Raw genomic sequence first — 18,289 nt, 5'->3', positions numbered from 1 at the left:
GTGTCTCCTTCATTCGTTCGGATTATTGGAGGTAGGCTTTTTAAGCTTGGTCAAAATCTGAATGGGTGCTCGGATAATGAGTTCTAACCAACGACTTGGTTTTGTCGGTGCAATTGGGTATAAATAAGAGATGCCGAACATGTTAAACCCAGAAAGCTGAATCATAATCAAGCTGAGTCCAAACACGAGGCCGAAATTTCCGAGGAGACCGGCCAGTATAATGATCACAAATCGGAGCAAGCGGATGGAAGAACTCATGATATAGCTGGGTATGACGAAGGAAGCGATAGCTGAAATAGCTATCGAGATAATGAGGATATTGCTTGTAATGCCAGCCTGAACGGCCGCTTGTCCGATGACGATCCCGCCGACGGTACCAATGGTCTGACCGATTTTGGTAGGTAAACGCGCACCTGCTTCGCGAAGAAGCTCAATCGTCATTTCCATAACAATGGCCTCTATAAGAGGGGAGAACGGCACTTTATTGCGGGATTCCATTAAGTTTAACAGCAGGGACGATGGAATCATTTCATAATGATAAGTGACTATAGATACATAAAATGCAGTGAAGCAAAGTGTGATGAATAAGGCAATGAACCGTAAAATACGAACCGCAGAGGCAACAGCCCATGGCTGATAATAATCGTCAGGTGATGAGAAAAATTCAATAAACGAGGTTGGTGCACTGAATGCGACTGGACTCCCGTCAAGCAACCCCACTATTTTGCCGCTTGTCAGCTTGTCTGCCATATGATCAGGTCGAACACTTGTTAGGAATTGAGGGAATATCGCAAGTTTGTTGGGTGTTAAATGCTGCACAAGTGTATTCGTATCATAGATTGTTTGGATATCAAGGTTTTCAATCATTTCACTTAACATCTCCACATGCGCTGGTTCTGCAAGATCCTCTAAATAGAGGAGAACCATCGTCGTTCCTGTTCTTGTACCGATCGTGTAGGTAATTGCTTTTAAACCAGGGTCCTTGATACGCCTCCTTATCAAAGACAAATTCGTACTTAACGACTCGGTGAATGAGTCCATGGGACCATTAATGACGCCTTCTGTCTCTGAATTTTGAATGGATCGAGATTCAGGCGCGTAAGCTTCGTGCAAGTAACCTCTATTTTTATAGTAAATAGCGATATTTCCAGTCAAAATGCCTGTAACAAGTTCGCTTGCTTGCAGCTTCGTTATATAGGAAGATTGGCTCAGGATAGCGACCATATCAGCATCTTTATTATTAAAGGGCTCTAAGGCATCTTTTCTTAGGGCCTCTGAACTGACAAGGTGACCGAAATAAATGATATCGATTTGCTGCAGCGGGAGATGCAAATGAGATAAATCTGAGCAATCGCAGAGCAATTGCAAAGTCTGCTCTAGCAGACTAGTTTCACTCTTCAAGTCTCCGTTCATGCTTATCGATCTCCTTCCTCGCTGTGATTCAGGATTGCCCAATATTTCCATTCTTTATTATGTTTCTTTTTCGAATTCGTTATTCGACTTCACGGAAACTATCCCAATGAGGAGTCTTATTTTCCATACATCGCCATGTGGGGTGAATCATATGTTATCATGATGAATGAATAAGTGATTGAACGAACAGTTTTACAAAAAAAGGAGCTCGAGTTTATATGATCAAACAGTCCCCCTACATTCTGCTAGTTCTCGCCACATGTATATGGGGAGGCAATTTTGTTGCCGGCAAGGCGCTTGTCCTTCACATTCCACCGATAACACTGGCTGCATTACGTTGGAGTATTGCTTTTATTTGTCTTCTTCCTTTCTTCGGTAGGCAGGCTTGGCAGCTAAGAACTGAATTTCTCCGCAGCTGGAAAATGATCCTTTTTTTGTCCGCAACCGGTGTGGCCGGATTCAATACGTTAACCTATGTGGCAGTTCAATATACGGGTTCGATTAATGCATCATTAATGAATTCGGCCACACCTATCATGGTTGTACTTTTAACCTGGTTAGTTATGAAAGAGCGCTTCGCTTGGTCGGCTTTGCCTGGAATTTTGGTGTCCATGGCTGGTGTGAGCTGGATTATTAGTCGGGGGAGTGTGTCCACGCTGTTAAGTCTTTCCTTTAACAAAGGCGACCTGTTCATGCTAGTGGCCGTTCTGTGTTGGGCTCTATATTCGGTAGGTATGAAGAAGATGTCAGGACGATTCCCATCCAGTCCTTTTTTACTGATTCAAATGACTATGGCCTTGGTGCTGCTGCTTCCGCTTTCGGCAGTGGAATGGACGCTGAAATCGTCACACGTTGATTGGAGTCCACCTCTTGTAACAGGACTTATTTATATTGGTTTGTTTGCTTCAATTGTAGCTTTCTTGAGCTGGAATCGTGCCATTGAGCTAGCTGGACCTCAGCGTTGTGCGGGTTTTCTGAATCTGATTCCGATGTTCAGTGCCATTTTTGCAACTGCTTTTACGGGGGAAGCGTTAAGGATGTATCATCTTTTAGGGGCTATTTGGATCGTGGTTGGGGTGTATATCACGAATTATGCAATTAAGAAACAGCAAATGAAGAGCGCAAGAATAGGGATAGCAAAAACCTAGCGGAATTCCGCTAGGTTTTTTACATTGAATCGATTTACTCCAAATGATGAATATGAATATGACTGGTAAAGCATACTAAACACAAACACATAAAGCATAAAACAGATAAGGGGTGTAAGATGTTTATAACCAAAGGTTCTCACAAAGTTTTGATTTTAACTGTTGTGACCATGTCCATTTTACTATCAGGCTGCACAGCTAAACCAATTACCCAAAAACAGCAAGATACCTCAATCAAACAGCAACAAGTACAACAACCAGGTAATGAGGATAATCGCATCCAAATAGCGAAGGAAGCGGCAGCTAAAATTACTGAGCTAGACAGCGTAAAGCAAGCAAATGTGCTTGTAACCAAAAGAAAAGCCTATGTTGCAGCTTTGCTAAAAAACGAGCAACAATTAACACGTGATATAGAAGACCAAATTGCCAATAAAGTCAGAGCAACGGATCCGAATATTCAGAATGTTTACGTCTCAACAAGTCCAGAATTGGCGGACCGATTCAATACTTATGTACTTGATGTCCAACAAGGAAGACCTGTTGCAGGTTTTGTTGAACAGTTTAAAGAGATCGTAGCTAGAGTTTTCCCTACCGCCAAATAATTTCTTATCAGGAACGATTCCCCCGCGTGTGAGATGTTTTGCATCAACCTTAACAAACACACTCGTCCAAGAACGGCGTCAGCCGTTTTTTTTTATTTCGAAAGATTCTTTTATTTCAGTTAACAGCATATGAATCAGACAAGCCTTTTACAGGAGCTGGTTTGTTTGCCTTCGTTACAAAAAAATGCAGCAATCATTTTGGGGGGTTTACTGATTTCAATGGGGATCAATTTTTTTCTGATGCCTTTTAAGATACTAGACGGCGGGCTCATTGGAATTGCTCTTATTATCAATTATTTATTTGGACTCAAAGTGGGACTTATTATGTTTTTGTGCAGCATTCCTATTTTTATGTTGGTGTGGTTTCATTTCAGTGATATGTTTTACAACAGCATTTATGGGTTATTTTTTTCTTCATTCGTTATTGATTTTTTAGGGCCATACCGGAATCTTTTCTTATATTATGTGGATTTAACACCATTCAGCAGTTCCTTGATCGGTGGATTTATTGTGGGTACAGGAATAGGAATCATGTTGCGTTATGAAACTAGTACCGGAGGGACGGACTTGTTGGCTCAATATTTTTCAAAATGGGTTCCTATTAATGTGGGAATAATTATTTTTATAATCGATGGTTTGATTATTTGCCTTGGAGGACTACTGCTTTCGGCTGAAACTTTCCTGCTTTCCATCCTTACAATTACAGCAGGCGGGATAGCGACTAGTCTTTGTACCATGAAATGAAAAGCGACCGAAATATTTATGTGGAATAGACAAAAAAATGCGTTCCCTACAACTGTAGAAAACGCATTTTTTTTGTCTTAATCGATTTTCTCCATATGCGCATGATTGCGGCGAAGGAGATCAACAACTGCCGGATAATCGGCATCGCTGACTTTGGCTGAAAGTACGTAATGAAGAGCATCTTCATCCTCATCCCTATAGGCTTCCGAAGAATGAGTCTCGACTGTTGGCATCAGACCAACAATTCCAACACCATTGTTCAAATTGGTTTCTCCACCGGTTCCAACTCCGTCTACGAACGGCAGCAGTACACGTCCGGTGCCATTGAAGCCATCTGGTAATCTGCCAACTTCGAGTATTTCCGGACTATACTTCAACAGTAGAACCTTTGCATCTTCGGCTTGATTTTCAGTGTGAAAATAGGCTTGAATCATTCGGCTCATGAATATTCACTCCTTTTAATAGGTGATGATAAGGTTGTTCCTGTAGAAAACTTACCCTGATAGCAGATGAACGCCTACCTTTCAACCAAAATAAATTAAACTTACAGTATTAATCGGGATGATCGGGATTAAATTAGACGTTAATCTTGCATTATAAGGGATAATTACAGAAAATATTAAATCTTTTGATTGGACAATTCACTGTCTTTAGTTCAAAATAGAACTAAGTGCAGGGGAGGTCAACCAACATGCCGATGAATAACTTTCGTCATTTACTACGTATTTTTTGGACGTTTCTTCGTATCAGTCCACTCACTTTCGGTGGTGGTTATGCCATGCTGCCTGCCATCCAAAGAGAAGTTGTCGTTACGAACAAGTGGATGACAGACGATGAGATGTCGGAACTGCTTGCTATTTCGGGAGCCGCTCCGGGTGGTGTAGGCGTTAATGTATCAGCTTTAGTAGGGTATCATTTGGCAGGAATAAGAGGAGCAGTAGCAGCCGTCATCGGCATTACGCTTCCTACTTTTTTTATTGTGATACTGCTTAGTATCATTTACACATTCCTTCAAAGTTATCCTAAGATGCAAGCTATTATGGAAGGTATTCATGCCGCTATCGTAGGTTTAATCGCTGCCGCTGCTTACAAAATGGCGAAATCCTCTATTATAGATAAAATGACGCTAATAGCCGCAGTTAGTACCGTTCTTCTGCTGCTTTTCATGCCGATATCACCTATTATTATGATTATTTTCGGACTATTGGTCGGGATTGTGGTTGTTTTCCTGAAACAACGTTGGGGAATGAAGAATCCTATTAAGAGGCAAGAAGACTCTATGTCAAGGGACAAAAGCAATCGTGCTGCCGACTATTACTTTGCAGACGGGATTTGAGGAATGAGGTGGATATATGCTATTAAGTTTATTTATTACTTTCTTTAAAATTGGCATGATCTCATTCGGTGGCGGTTACGCCATGATGCCTGTTATTCAACATGAGGTCGAGAGGCATCAATGGCTTACTTCAGATGATTTTAATAACGTTATATCCTTAGCAGGTACAGGACCGGGACCGATTGCAACGAATAGTGCCACTTTAATCGGTTTTCATACAGCCGGTGTGCCTGGTGCTATTGCAGCTACACTAGGAATGGTGTTACCTTCACTCATACTTATCATCTTATTAGCCGCTTTTTTGTATAAATGGCATACGAATAAATGGTTTAAATCTTCTTTCTATGGTTTGAAACCGGTCGTAACGGGCTTTATCATTTTTGCAGCGATACACTTCGGGTGGTCGGGGTTTGGTCCAGTGAAGTACCAAATATCTTGGGACCAAATTGCGACGGTACTTATTGCGGTAGGTGCCTTTCTGGCCATTATTAAATATAAGCTGCATCCATTTATGGTCATCGTATTTGCGGGTGTTATGGGCATTGTCTTTTTTCAGTAATTTATAAAGCATCTTATTATGGGGCTCTCTTTTCATTCCTTCCGTTGGGGTGAAAGGAGAGTTTTTTATATTATTGTGTATTATTTGTGTCGAATAGTGATAAAAAATTATTTTATGTGCTATAAACAATATTATATTCACTTTTTTCGTTATATAATGTACACTATATAATAAATAGAACACACTATATATAAAGCCTTAAGGATGAGAGGAATGGGAGAATGAGCATAGAACTAAAGGTTGAACAGCTAAGAGCAAGTGCTACCCACTACAATTTGTCAGTGTCAGAACTAACGAAAATGAGCATCGAGCGTAAAGAAGGAACTTTCGCGTCCTCCGGAGCGCTTCAAGTGAACACTGGTAAGTATACAGGGCGTTCTCCCAAGGACAAATACATTGTAAATGAAGCTTCAGTAACTGATCATATCGATTGGGGAGCTGTGAATCAGCCGATGTCGGAGCAGCAGTTCGAGCGGCTATATCAAAAAGCGCAAGACTACATGGCGACGAAAGAATTGTTCATCTTTGATGGCTTTGCAGGAGCAGATTTGGCGTACAGGCTGCCGATTCGAGTTATCAATGAGTATGCTTGGCACAATTTGTTCGCCCGACAACTGTTTATTCGTCCGAGTGAGATTGAACTGATGGCACATAAGACTGAGTTCACAGTCATTGCGTTACCTGGCTTAAAAGCCGATCCACTCGTCGACGGTACCCGGTCAGAAACTTTCATCTGCCTCTCTTTAGAGAAAAAGATCGTACTAATTGGTGGTACGGAGTACGCGGGTGAAATGAAGAAATCCATTTTCAGCGTTATGAATTATATCTTGCCTGGTCAAGATGTTCTACCCATGCATTGCTCGGCCAATGTTAGTGAAGAAGGAAAAGTAGCCTTGTTCTTCGGGTTATCTGGCACGGGGAAAACGACACTTTCGGCTGATCCGAATCGCCGTCTCATTGGCGATGATGAACACGGCTGGTCGGAAACGGGTGTGTTTAATTTCGAGGGAGGATGCTACGCAAAATGTGCTGGCCTTACCGAGGAGAAGGAACCGCAGATTTGGCAGGCAATCCGATTTGGCACTGTTTTGGAGAATGTGGTGCTTGATCCTACGAGTGGCGTTGCCGAATACGGCAATACGCAGATTACGGAGAATACACGTGCAGCTTATCCTTTAGAATACATTCCTGGAGTGAAGATTCCGGGAACCGCCGGACACCCTGATGTCATCATGTTCTTGACGGCTGATGCCTCCGGAGTTCTGCCTCCAATATCCAAGCTGACGAAAGAACAAGCGATGTACCATTTCTTGTCTGGCTACACGTCCAAGCTTGCAGGTACGGAACGTGGAGTTACGGAACCAGAAGCCACATTCTCTACTTGTTTCGGGGCGCCATTCCTGCCGCTTCGTCCTAACGTTTATGCACAGATGCTGGGTCGTCAGATCGAAGAACATAAGGTCAACGTGTACCTCATTAATACAGGTTGGGTTGGCGGTTCTTACGGCGAAGGCGAACGTATGAATTTAGTGTATACAAGAGCGATGGTTACAGCTGCTTTAAACGGCAGCTTGGAGAAGACAACGTTCACGGAAGCTCCCTTCTTCGGTCTATTATGTCCTGATGCGGTACCAGGGGTTCCGAGTGAGCTCTTGCTGCCAAGGAACACTTGGCAAGATCAAAGTCAATATGACGTCAAGGCGAAGGAATTAGCGCAGCGTTTTATCCACAACTTCAATAAATTCGCGGGTGTCGATGAACGTATCATCGCTGCTGGACCAAAGGTCTGAAACGAAATTGAGATGTGTTAGAATAGGTACGATATGAATTAGGAAAGGAGGGAAACATCATAGAGCTTACATCCCGACAGATGGAAATTATCGATCTCGTCAAAAAGCATGCACCTATTACAGGGGAGCGAATTGCTGAATTGCTTGGAATTAGCCGTCCAACCATTCGTTCCGACCTTGCAGTTTTGGTTATGCTTCGCTATATCGATGCCAAACCAAAGGTTGGTTATTTCCTAGGAACGGCTGCTCTTGAAGTAGATTCACCATTCAAACATATAGAAGCTGTAAGAGTAAAGGATGTTATGGGAATCCCTATTGTACTTAGGGAAACCGTCACCGTAAGCGATGCTGTTGTAACTCTATTTCTCGAAAATGTAGGAAGCTTGATAATTGTGAATATGCAGGGAGCTTTAGCTGGTATTGTTACACGGAAGGACTTGCTAAAGGTTACGCTTGGGCAGGCGACGGCAAATTCGATGCCAGTTTCACTAGTCATGACAAGGCACCCGAATGTTGTGACGGTAAACCCGGATGACAGTGTATTAGAAGCAGCGCGGAAAATGATTCATCATCAAGTGGATGGGCTGCCTGTGGTTAAGAGTGAGGCTGATCAAGAGCCAGGTGAAGTGGTTGGCCGAATTACGAAAACAACAATGACCAAATTGCTGCTTGATGTAGCGCTGGGGACTTAATCAGGGGGAGTGTAAGTGGGAGAGAAGATCCATACGATTTTCGTTTGTTCGGATTCAGTGGGGGAAACGGCAAATACTGTCGTACAAGCAACGATCCGCCAATTTAATGCAAGCCAAGTGCAAGTCAGGCGTTTCGGATCTATCCGAACGGAAGATGAAGTACGTGCTTTAGTCGAAGAGGCAGCGAAAGTGGATGGTTTCATTGCTTATACGCTAGTATTACCTGAGCTTAGAGAGATGATGCGGCAGGAAGCCATACGTTTAAGTGTAAATGCCATTGATATCATGGGACCCATGATGCAGGCTTTCATAGATACCTTTAAGGGTTCCCCGAAGCGGAAAGTCGGTCTGCTTTATCAGTTAGATGAACAATACTATCAACGGGTAGAAGCGGTCGAGTTCACGGTAAACAGTGACGATGGCAAAGACCCAAGCGCTATGAAGCAAGCGCAGATTGTTTTAATTGGACCTTCCCGAACTTCTAAAACGCCACTCAGTATTTATTTGGCGCACAAAGGCTATAAGGTGGCGAATTACCCGCTTGTTCCTGAGGTAAAGCCGCCAGCAATTATATATGAGCTAGACCCGAGTAAATTGATTGGTTTGACGATGAGTCCCGAACATCTGGTGCGTATTCGTACGGAACGTCTGAAAGCGGTCGGACTTCCTTTTGGCGCTAAATATGCGACAGGGGAGCGAGTCGAAGAAGAGCTGGCATTCGCAATGAAATTATATCGTGAGCTTGGTTGTAAGATCATCGATGTAAGTGAGAAAGCCATTGAAGAAACGGCTGGTCTGATTCTAGCAGACAGATAGCCAGGAAGCCACATTTCCTAATAGAAAGGGTGAATGATGTATGCAAAGAGATTTGTCTCTGGAAATTGTACGAGTAACAGAATCTGCAGCTTTAGCGTCCGCACGTTGGACGGGAAAAGGGAATAAACACAGCGCTGACGAGGCAGCAACTTCTGCTATGCGTTCTATTTTTAGCTCCATTCCTTTCCGTGGAACGGTTGTCATTGGTGAAGGTGAGATGGATGAAGCCCCGATGCTGTTCATCGGTGAGTCTTTAGGAAATGGGTTGGGTCCCGAATATGATGTGGCTGTTGATCCGCTCGAAGGTACCGATATTGTAGCTAGTGGCAGGAGCAATGCCCTTTCCGTGGTAGCCATAGCTGAGAAAGGGAACCTGCTGCATGCACCGGATATGTATATGGAGAAGCTGGCAGTAGGGCCGCGTTTGGTTGGCAAATTGAATTTGGATGACCCCCTCGAATTAACGATTAGAAAGGCTGCTCTTTTGTTACAAAAAGAGATAACAGAGCTGACCGTTTCCATCTTGGATCGCAAAAGACATGCGGATAAAATTCTTGTTTTACGGACGCTAGGTGTCAAAATTCATTTACTGAATGATGGTGATGTCGCGGGTGCTATGGCAGCAGCTTTCCCAGAGACGGGCATTGATTTACACGTGGGTTCCGGGGGCGCGCCGGAAGGGGTGCTCGCAGCCGCTGCACTACGTTGTATGGGAGGCGAATTTCAAGGACGGCTTCTCCCAGAGAATGAAGATGAGATAGGGCGGTGCAAGGAAATGGGGATTGTTGATCCATCCAAAGTGCTTGGAATGCGCGAGTTAGTTGGCGAATCTGACATTTATTTCGCTGCAACTGGTGTAACCTCGGGAGACTTCCTGACTGGCGTTAAATTTCTATTTGGCGGTCGTGCAGAGACACATTCGGTCGTTATGAGGGCGCAAACTCAGACGGTTCGTTTCATCCAATGCGTGCATCAGATGCATGAGTACCACCTCGGGAGTGCCTGAGCAGACATATAGAGGACTATAATCAACGCATGCAAAGAAATCTCTCTTTCGTAGAAGGAGAGATTTCTTTGTGTTTTACAATAGATCAACATTTATTTGATAGTCGTTGAACTGTAGGATGTTACCATAAGCCAAATGGGTTAAAATAGAGCTATAATAGATTTATAATAATCGTAAGCGTTTTCAAAATAGAATCAAGAAAAGTGCTGCCAAGGCAAAACTCAAGGAGGAACTAGGTATGAGAACAGGCTATAGTCTAACGCAAGTGCAGAGCCAAAAGCTAACGATGACTCCTGAACTGCAACAGTCCATTCATATATTACAATTATCAAGCTATGAGTTGTCGCAGTACCTCCAAGAGCAAGCCTTGGAAAACCCCATACTGGACATCGAATCTTTCACAAGTTCTTATTTGAAACCGAGTAAATCTTCACAAATGGCGGGGTCAATGACAGATCCACTATGGAAGGCAAAGGCGAGGGAGGAAACCTTGGAACAGTGGCTTCTCAGCCAAATGCGGATAGCAGGGGTTTCCGATGTTTTATATCAGACAGCAGCCTATCTGGCAGGAAATTTAGACGATAGAGGTTATTTACCCCTCTCTATTACGGAGGTAAGCTCGTTTTTGAATAAGCCTAAAGAGGTTGTCGAAGAAGCGCTAGCTTGTCTACAATCGCTGGATCCGCCGGGTGTAGGAGCGAGAGACTTACAGGAATGCTTATTGCTGCAGTTTTCTAGGGATCCGGAAGCGCCACGCGGTACTTTTGAAGTGGTCAGCCAATATATGCAGCAGCTTGCTCAGATGAAGCTGGATAAGATTGCGCAGCAATTAGGTGTAACACTCGTACAAGTGAAGGAGATTGTCACCTACATTCGTAGTTTGAATCCCCGACCTGGTATGGCCTTCAGCTGGATCGAAGAATCTTATATCATTCCCGATGCTACCATTTATAAAGAACACGGGAACATCGTGATCCAAATGAATGCGGGCGCAGTCCCCAAGACCTCAGTTAATACAGACTATTATAGCCAAATCCAGCATGCTGGTTGTAAAGAAGCGGTTTCCTTTCTGAAAGAAAAATGGAAAACAGCCGATTGGATTGTGCGCAGCTTGGAGCAGCGGAAGATGACCCTGTACCGGGTCATTCGGGCTATATTTGAAGAACAGCTGACATTTTTAGAGATCGGCGAACGTGGCATGAAGCCCTTAACCTTAAAAATGATTTCCGAAAAACTTGACCTCCATGAATCTACGATAAGTAGGACGGTACAAAACAAATACATTCGTACCCCCTATGGAGTGCTTGAGCTAAAATATTTCTTTTCCTCGGGGCTGCAATCGGATGTTGGTGAACTAACGTCTATCAAAACAATCAAGATTAGAATCAAAGAACTCATTTCACAGGAACATAAGAAACAGCCTTATTCCGATCAAAAGGTTGTAGAAATCTTATCGGAAGAGGGCATTCGAATTTCACGTAGAACGGTAACCAAATATCGTGAAGAGCTGCATATTTTATCTTCTGCACTGCGTAAGAGTATTTTGTAAGAAAAACCCGCCAGAGGCTCACCTCAATAATCGATATGTTGTTGACTGCCACTCATGGGCCAAGTTCTCTGCCGCATATACTTTAGTTGAGAATGATGCGAAAAGAGGGATAACGATGAGTTTGACCCCAATTGATTTCCATTCCGTCGTCAGAAGCTGTATACCTCAGGAAGCCGAGGTTGTCGTATTGCAGAGGGAGGGGAGCCCTGCGGCTATTATTTATGCGGATGTAGATGGCGATGGTCACCCTGAAATCACAGCCTTGTATAGATATTTAGACAATCAGTATCTGTTTTCGTTGAAAAACTATTCCGGTAACTGGTTTCCAATCGCCTCTGCTGCTACGGGTAGAACCCAAGCAATTACGGATTTCGCGGCTGCCCCTGTCTCACGAAGAGAAGGTTGGGATCTGGTTATTGGCTGGCAAAATGAGCGTGAATCCTCCTCCGAGCTCGATATCGTGCAGTGGACACAAACCGGTTTCCAGCGTCTGATTCCTCCGGGAACTTTCTACAACCATCTGGAAATTGAAGATATGCCTGGCCGAGATGGAAGAGACGGCCTTTGCGAAATAGCGCTGTGGGTGCATGAACGGGATCAGGCTTACCATGTTGAAACCTATCGTTGGGATCCTTACAGACTTGTCCCCATACAAGATGTGTATTCGTATTATTTTCAGAAGGTCACTCGTTACTATGAGGATTTAACCCGTGATCATCCGGATGAGCAAACCTACAGAAGTTATTTGGAGGATGCGCAAAGGAAAGCAGGAGGAAGCTTGTCATCGTAGAAACATTTAAACCAGGCGGTTAACACCGTCTGGTTTTTTTATGTCGTAATTTCTTAACCTGATTGTCCTAAAGTTAGACTAAAAATATCGGTATTCCTATGCTACATTTATGATAGATGTCTTAATATCACATAGCGATGAGGTAATCTCAATGAACAAAACGTTGAAGATCGGCATTATTGGAGGCGGCGGTATTGCTGGCGCCCATGTAAGAGCATATCGTGAGCTTGCTGACGTAGAGATTGTAGCGGTAGCGGATGCGGTACCAGGCAAAGCGGCACAATTCATTGATTTTTGGAAAATTCCATCTGCACAAGCCTTTGATGATTATCGGCAGCTGCTGGAATTAGATCTTGATGGGGTAAGCATTTGCACACCTAATGTGGCTCACCATCGGACGACTGTAGATTCTTTACTGGCTGGGAAAAACGTTATGTTGGAAAAGCCGATGTCTGTCACGCTGGAAGAAGCAATCGAGATGGCGCAAACGGCGAAGAAAACGGGCTTCATGCTCAATGTTGGTTTCCAACCGAGATATGATCCTAATATGAAGATTATTCAGGACGTGGTTCAGTCCGGTCAACTTGGTAAGGTCTATTATGTAGAAACAGGCGGAGGACGCCGCAGAGGCATGCCTGGCGGTACATTTATTAGCAAGGAAATCGCTGGAGCCGGAGCAATGGCTGATATCGGTTGTTACTCACTCGATATGGCTCTGAATGCGATGGGTTATCCAAAACCGCTTACCGTATCCGCTTACAGCAGTAACTATTTTGGAACGAATCCGTTATATCATACCGAAGCTAGTCGATTCGATGTGGAAGATTTCGGCGTTGCGATGATTCGTTTTGAAGACGATCTCGTGCTGAATTTCAAAATTTCATGGGCGATGCATATGGATACATTAGGACCAACTTTATTCCTTGGTACCGATGGTGGACTCAAAGTAACGCCAGCTGGTAAAGGGCCATGGAGCGGGGTGTTCGACGGAAATGTGGGTTCCATTGCCTATTTCCACGACGTTCGTGGACATCACACGGAAAGCCAAATTCCGCTGATTGATCATAAGCTGAATTTGTTTAACGAGAAAGTCCGCGATTTCGTAGAGGCTGTGCGGGATGGCAAACCAGCCCCGATTCCTGGCGAGCAAATCGTTCGCAATCAAGCAATCATTGATGGCATCATTCGCTCATCGCTCATTAAACGCGAAGTCGCTATCGAACTTCCTAATTAACTCAAAACTAAACACTACTCTGGAGGTATTTCACATGTCACGTATTTTCCGTATTGGTATTATTGGTTGTGGAGGCATTGCAAACGGCAAGCATTTGCCAAGTTTGAAGAAGCTTTCGAACGTTGAACTGGTCGCATTCTGTGACATCGTGCAAGAGCGGGCTGAAACTGCTGCTGAGAAATACGGCTCCAAAGCCGCTAAAGTATATGAGGATTACAAAGAGCTTTTGCTAGATGCTACTATTGATATCGTTCATGTGTTAACTCCGAATGATTCACACGCCGAAATTGCCATTGCTGCGCTTGAAGCTGGCAAGCATGTAATGTGTGAGAAGCCAATGGCTAAGACAGCAGCGGATGCTAAGCGCATGGTTGAAACAGCTAAGCGTACAGGCAAGAAGCTAACTATCGGATACAACAACCGTTTCCGTCCTGATAGTCAGCATTTGAAGCGCGTATGTGAGGAAGGGGAGCTTGGCGAGATTTATTTCGCGAAAGCGCATGCCATTCGTCGTCGTGCAGTTCCAACATGGGGCGTATTCCTGGATGAAGAGAAGCAAGGCGGAGGACCGCTCATTGATATCGGTACACATGCTTTGGATCTAACGCTTTGGATGATGAATAACTACAAGCCGAAAGTGGTGCTTGGAACGTCTTACCATGAGTTGTCCCAAAAAGAAAATGCCGCCAATGCTTGGGGGCCTTGGGATCCGAGTAAATTCACCGTTGAGGATTCTGCCTTCGGTATGATCGTTATGGAAAACGGCGCTACGATTATGCTGGAATCCAGCTGGGCACTGAATACGCTTGAAGTCGACGAAGCCAAATGCTCATTAAGCGGTACAGAAGGCGGAGCCGATATGAAAGGCGGGCTTCGCATCAACGGCGAGAAACATAGCCGCTTATTTACAACAGAGGTGGACCTGAAAGCAGGCGGTGTTGCTTTCTATGACGGCGCTAAGGAAAGCGATGCGGATCTGGAAATGCGTACATGGATTAAAGCCATTGAAAATGATACAGATCCTGTAGTGACGCCAGAGCAAGCTTTTGTCGTTTCACAAATTCTTGAGGCGATTTATGAGTCTGCACGTACAGGCAAAGCTGTTTATTTGAATGAATAGTGCGTCAAACTTATCAGTTTAATCGGAGGAGCCTAGGCTCCTCTTTTTTTAACAGATAAGAAAGTATAAGTTTTATACTTTTGCTTCGCATCTACCTTGACAAACGCGCTCGTCCCAGAAGGACGACGGAGTCGTTTATCCTTGAATCCATTGAAATTTGAAAAAATAAGTGGAATAGGAGTATGCTAGAATTATTGAAATACCCAACTAAGAATTGAAGGAAAGGAAGCGAGGGTGCGATGCATTTGGGACTGCAGGGTAAGGTAGCCTTGATTACTGGGGGAAGTAAAGGTATTGGATTGGCAACAGCGATTTCCTTATCGAGAGAGGGAGCCAAAGTTGCGATACTCGCGCGGAATGAGGAACAGCTTCGAGAAGCCGCTGTCCATATTGCTAATTTGACAGAGGGTGAGGTGCTGACGATTCAAGCCGATGTGACCTCGGAGGCCGACTGTCAGCGCGCCGTGGAACAAACCGTTCAGCGATTTGGAAGTTTACATATTCTGGTGAACAATGCAGGTGCGTCTGCTGCACAGCCATTTGAACAGGTAGGCACGGAATTATGGCGGCAAGATCTTGAGTTGAAATTATTTGGAGCCATTCATTGCTCCCGTTATGCGATTCCTTACATGCGTCAAGCAGGAGGCGGCTCTATCGTGAATTTAACGACTTCTGCAGCCAAAACACCGCCCGCTTCTTCGCTGCCGACTTCGGTCAGCCGTGCCGCAGGTCTTGCATTAACGAATGCGATGAGCAAAGACCTGGCTTCCGCCCAAATTCGTGTGAACACTGTCTGCATTGGGAAAATTCGCAGCGACCAGATTGAGAGAGGTTGGAAGCGGGAGGCGCCAGAAAAGACTTGGGAGGAATATGCATCGGATCCAAAGCATGACATTCCGCTCGGCCGGATTGGGAATGCGGAGGAAGCGGCTAATGTGATCACCTTCTTATCCTCGGAGGCAGCTTCCTACGTAACAGGCACTTCCGTCAATATTGATGGCGGTAAGGGTGCAGCACTGTAAATTGAAAAGCTAACGAAGATAGACCGTCCAGGCATGGACGGTTTTTGTTCACTTTTTACTTGATATAGCTGCTCATTCCTTATATACAGTAAAAAGGCTGCATCTCTAGAAGAAATTCTTCAGAGGAGCAGCCTTTTTCCAATCAACCTCGATAAACACTAGCGTCCTGCTGTGGGCGTCATAATTGTTTATCCGGATGTATTTTATTTCGTAGGGATACGAGTCATGTTACGCTCTTCGCTTCTTTCGTAAATACCAGACCAACATGGAGATAGCGTCCCGGATCGAAGCGGTTTGGTGAAGATTGAGTGTCGTTGTCATAAGCAAGAAACCTCCCTAACCCTGAAAGAATGTCATGCATAAACAGTATTACGTAAGAAAAGTGGAATAGGTTTTATTTTTTTTTATGTAAATAATCACAGAAAAAGACCCACAGCGATTGCTGTGGATCTGAATTTTATTTTTACAGAATACGTCGTATTACCATGCAAAAGTCATTGTAATAATAACCAATAAAATAAAGAGAACCAATACTGCTGCTGAACTAGTGCCGTAACCTGCTGTTGTTGCTGCTGCTGGATATCCCATATTTAGTCACTCCTTTCATCGTTTTTTGAGGACTCCTCATTAGCCAATATATCAATAAAGACAAGTGGAGAGATTGGGGGGAAGACTGGGTTGAATGGCATTCATTTTACTTTCTCTGAATGTTGCATTCTATTTATGGTGTGTTGCGAATTACCATACAAATGCGCTTGTTATAATCACCAATAGAATGAAGAGTACCAAGACAACACCTTGACTTGTACCTATACCACCACCATAACAACAACCTCCTGCAGCATAACCCATTTCATATCGCTCCCTTCTGCATTAAGATAGACTATTGTATTTCAATGGCATATGAAATGTATGGACGAATGCCAGTTAAGGTAGCCCGTTTTGAGATTGGAATCAATGTTCACTGTTTTTTGAACAAACACCACTATTTTCTGCATTAATCTTTCCTTCCGAAAGTTGGATAATAAATATGTAAGCGTTACCCAAATTCGATCGACTCATTTAGGGGAGGAATAGAGATGAAAAAAGTTTTCACCTTAGCTCTGTCGCTTTCTATGATGTTCACAGCTGTAGCTTGCTCTACTGGCACTAAAACGTCAACAACAGCAGCTAGCGGCGAACCGTCCAAAACGGCAACGACAGCACCGAGTACCGCACCAAGTAAAGATCCTGTTAAGCTTCGCGTTGCTTGGTGGGGAGGGCAGGCACGTCACGATTACACGTTGAAAGTTATCGAGCTTTATGAGAAACAGCACCCGAATGTAAAAATTGAAGCGGAATACGCACCATTTGACGACTATTGGAAAAAGCTTGCGCCTCAGGCTTCGGCAAACCAATTACCTGATGTTATCCAAATGGATATCTCTTACCTTTCACAGTATGGTGGAAAAAATCAGTTAGCTGATCTCACACCGTATACGAAAAATGGCCTTCTCGATGTTACTTCAATCAGCCCTAATGCGCTATCCGGCGGTGAAGTCGGAGGTAAACTTGTGGCTATGAACTTAGGGGTTAACGCGCTAAATACAACGTTAGATGTGAATACGTTCAAAAGTCTAGGAATCACAGTTCCAGGAAAAGATTGGACTTGGGAAGATTATGATGCGATAGCTGCTAAAGCAAAAGCGGCTGGCAAACAAATAGGCGGTTTCGGTGTCCGTCATGAAGTGTTTTTCCCGTATTATCTCAGAACGATCGATCAAAAAATGTACAATGCGGATGGAACGGCTCTTGGTTTCTCAGATGATAAGCCACTTGTCGACTACTTCAAGCGTTATCAGAAATGGTACGATGCCGGCTATATCCTTTCACTCGACAAAGAATCACAGAAGAAAGGCGTAGCAGAAGAGGATGAAATCTTGCTGGGCAACGCAATTACTGGAAACGGTTGGTCTAATCAATTCCTAGCCGTCGCCAATTTGATTAAAGATCGTCCGCTTGAATTATTTCCGCTTCCCGGCCGTAACGGTAATAAAGGTCTATTCTTGAAGCCAAGTATGTATTTCTCAGTAACGAATAACTCCAAGCAAAAAGAAGAAGCAGCGAAATTCATCAGCTTTTTCGTGAATGATATTGAAGCGAACAAATTGATTAAAGGTGACCGCGGCGTTCCTGTTTCTTCCAAAGTGAAGGAAGCGCTGAAGCCACTCTTATCACCGAATGAAGTTAAAATCTTTGATTATGTGGCGTGGGCTGAACAAAACAGCAGTCAAATGGATCCTCCAAATCCAGTAGGTTCCATCGAAATTGAGAAGCTGTTAAAAGCGACGAGTGAGCAGATCTTGTATAAGAAAACAACGGTAGAAGAAGCGGCAGCCAAATTCCGCAAAGATGCGAATGCCATTTTGGAGAAAAACAAAAAGTAAGGCGGTAACTGAAAGATCGAACTACCTTCGAAAGAGAGGGTG

General features: G+C 44.0%; 19 protein-coding genes. 15 read left to right on the top strand and 4 right to left on the bottom strand.

Annotated features, from left to right (window positions below; genetic code table 11):
* Positions 1–9: 9 nt before the first annotated feature.
* Positions 10–1,413, bottom strand: coding sequence for a spore germination protein (locus GC102_RS12580; RefSeq protein WP_171689854.1), 1,404 nt, complete (start codon positions 1,411–1,413; stop codon positions 10–12).
* Positions 1,414–1,631: 218 nt separating this feature from the next.
* On the opposite strand from GC102_RS12580, the gene GC102_RS12575 reads away from it, so the two are divergent.
* The 3 genes from GC102_RS12575 to GC102_RS12565 all read left to right on the top strand — a co-directional run bounded on the left by GC102_RS12575 (position 1,632) and on the right by GC102_RS12565 (position 3,907).
* Positions 1,632–2,561, top strand: a complete 930-nt coding sequence (locus tag GC102_RS12575) for a DMT family transporter (RefSeq protein WP_171689853.1) — start codon at positions 1,632–1,634, stop codon at positions 2,559–2,561.
* Positions 2,562–2,680: 119 nt separating this feature from the next.
* Positions 2,681–3,163 (top strand): YhcN/YlaJ family sporulation lipoprotein, encoded by a 483-nt coding sequence (locus GC102_RS12570; protein WP_171689852.1) that lies wholly within the window; start codon positions 2,681–2,683, stop codon positions 3,161–3,163.
* Positions 3,164–3,328: 165 nt separating this feature from the next.
* On the top strand, positions 3,329–3,907 hold the full coding sequence (locus GC102_RS12565; RefSeq protein WP_246320890.1) for a YitT family protein: 579 nt from the start codon (positions 3,329–3,331) through the stop codon (positions 3,905–3,907).
* A gap of 77 nt (positions 3,908–3,984) precedes the next feature.
* On the opposite strand, the gene GC102_RS12560 is transcribed toward GC102_RS12565, so the two are convergent.
* Positions 3,985–4,350 (bottom strand): hypothetical protein, encoded by a 366-nt coding sequence (locus GC102_RS12560; RefSeq protein ID WP_171689850.1) that lies wholly within the window; start codon positions 4,348–4,350, stop codon positions 3,985–3,987.
* Between the two features lie 248 nt (positions 4,351–4,598).
* Between GC102_RS12560 and GC102_RS12555 the strand changes: the two genes are divergently transcribed.
* The 11 genes from GC102_RS12555 (at position 4,599) to GC102_RS12505 (ending at position 15,821) form a co-directional block, all read left to right on the top strand.
* A complete protein-coding gene (locus GC102_RS12555) occupies positions 4,599–5,243 on the top strand; it encodes a chromate transporter (protein WP_171689849.1) in 645 nt (214 codons plus the stop codon).
* 16 nt (positions 5,244–5,259) lie between these two features.
* Complete coding sequence (locus GC102_RS12550; RefSeq protein WP_171689848.1) at positions 5,260–5,802, top strand: chromate transporter; 543 nt, start codon at positions 5,260–5,262, stop codon at positions 5,800–5,802.
* Positions 5,803–6,023: 221 nt separating this feature from the next.
* The gene (gene pckA, locus GC102_RS12545; protein ID WP_171689847.1) at positions 6,024–7,592 is read left to right on the top strand and encodes a phosphoenolpyruvate carboxykinase (ATP); all 1,569 of its coding nucleotides are present in this window, start codon (positions 6,024–6,026) and stop codon (positions 7,590–7,592) included.
* 80 nt (positions 7,593–7,672) lie between these two features.
* Complete coding sequence (locus GC102_RS12540; protein ID WP_171689846.1) at positions 7,673–8,284, top strand: helix-turn-helix transcriptional regulator; 612 nt, start codon at positions 7,673–7,675, stop codon at positions 8,282–8,284.
* Between the two features lie 15 nt (positions 8,285–8,299).
* A complete protein-coding gene (locus tag GC102_RS12535; RefSeq protein WP_171645183.1) occupies positions 8,300–9,100 on the top strand; it encodes a pyruvate, water dikinase regulatory protein in 801 nt (266 codons plus the stop codon).
* 40 nt (positions 9,101–9,140) lie between these two features.
* On the top strand, positions 9,141–10,106 hold the full coding sequence (glpX, locus tag GC102_RS12530; protein ID WP_171689845.1) for a class II fructose-bisphosphatase: 966 nt from the start codon (positions 9,141–9,143) through the stop codon (positions 10,104–10,106).
* A gap of 238 nt (positions 10,107–10,344) precedes the next feature.
* Positions 10,345–11,655, top strand: coding sequence for an RNA polymerase factor sigma-54 (gene rpoN / locus GC102_RS12525; protein WP_171689844.1), 1,311 nt, complete (start codon positions 10,345–10,347; stop codon positions 11,653–11,655).
* Between the two features lie 115 nt (positions 11,656–11,770).
* A complete protein-coding gene (locus tag GC102_RS12520) occupies positions 11,771–12,445 on the top strand; it encodes a hypothetical protein (protein ID WP_171689843.1) in 675 nt (224 codons plus the stop codon).
* Positions 12,446–12,596: 151 nt separating this feature from the next.
* Positions 12,597–13,679: a Gfo/Idh/MocA family protein gene (locus GC102_RS12515; protein WP_171689842.1), complete on the top strand. Its 1,083-nt coding sequence runs from the start codon at positions 12,597–12,599 to the stop codon at positions 13,677–13,679.
* Positions 13,680–13,713: 34 nt separating this feature from the next.
* On the top strand, positions 13,714–14,799 hold the full coding sequence (locus tag GC102_RS12510; RefSeq protein ID WP_171689841.1) for a Gfo/Idh/MocA family protein: 1,086 nt from the start codon (positions 13,714–13,716) through the stop codon (positions 14,797–14,799).
* A 239-nt stretch (positions 14,800–15,038) separates the two neighbouring features.
* On the top strand, positions 15,039–15,821 hold the full coding sequence (locus GC102_RS12505; RefSeq protein ID WP_171689840.1) for an SDR family NAD(P)-dependent oxidoreductase: 783 nt from the start codon (positions 15,039–15,041) through the stop codon (positions 15,819–15,821).
* A gap of 480 nt (positions 15,822–16,301) precedes the next feature.
* On the opposite strand, the gene GC102_RS12500 is transcribed toward GC102_RS12505, so the two are convergent.
* Complete coding sequence (locus tag GC102_RS12500; protein WP_171689839.1) at positions 16,302–16,409, bottom strand: YjcZ family sporulation protein; 108 nt, start codon at positions 16,407–16,409, stop codon at positions 16,302–16,304.
* A gap of 150 nt (positions 16,410–16,559) precedes the next feature.
* Positions 16,560–16,673, bottom strand: coding sequence for a YjcZ family sporulation protein (locus tag GC102_RS39440; RefSeq protein WP_246320889.1), 114 nt, complete (start codon positions 16,671–16,673; stop codon positions 16,560–16,562).
* A gap of 227 nt (positions 16,674–16,900) precedes the next feature.
* On the opposite strand from GC102_RS39440, the gene GC102_RS12495 reads away from it, so the two are divergent.
* A complete protein-coding gene (locus GC102_RS12495; RefSeq protein WP_171689838.1) occupies positions 16,901–18,247 on the top strand; it encodes an ABC transporter substrate-binding protein in 1,347 nt (448 codons plus the stop codon).
* Positions 18,248–18,289 lie beyond the last annotated feature (42 nt).

Source organism: Paenibacillus germinis (assembly GCF_013141785.1).
Lineage (GTDB): Bacteria > Bacillota > Bacilli > Paenibacillales > NBRC-103111 > Paenibacillus_E > Paenibacillus_E phytorum.
This window is presented reverse-complemented; position numbering and strand designations above follow the sequence as displayed.